Origin of the sequence: Rhizobium sp. UBA1881 (genome assembly GCF_002338015.1) — a bacterium.
Lineage (GTDB): Bacteria > Pseudomonadota > Alphaproteobacteria > Rhizobiales > Rhizobiaceae > Rhizobium.
The window spans coordinates 1,888-2,195 of the sequence record NZ_DDHH01000145.1; the positions used below are offsets into that span (position 1 = coordinate 1,888).

The 308-nt window shown below is 69.2% G+C and carries 1 protein-coding gene; it reads right to left on the reverse strand.

All coding sequences use genetic code 11. From position 1 onward, the window contains the following. Positions 1-308, reverse strand: a 308-nt coding sequence (locus B3605_RS17580; RefSeq protein WP_296435273.1) for an ATP-binding protein, incomplete at both ends; no start/stop codon positions are given.

The following is a 308-nucleotide window of genomic DNA, read 5'->3' on the forward strand; positions in this document are numbered from 1 at the left end:
CCCGGCGCGAAGATCAGCTGCAGCAGCTCGGAATCGGTGAGCGGCTGGCCCGGCGCGATGAGGCCGGAGGATTCCGCCTTGGCGCGGACCCGATCGCGATTGATGCCGCGGCCGTCATCCTTGATCGAGATGATCACCTCGCCGCCGGCCTGCCGCGCCGACAGCGTCACCGTGCCGGCTTCGCTCTTGCCCGCGGCCAGACGCTCGGCCGGCGTTTCCAGCCCGTGGTCGATCGAATTGCGCACCAGATGCACGAGCGGATCGGCGAGACGCTCGATCACGGTCTTGTCGACCTCGGTGCTCTCGCC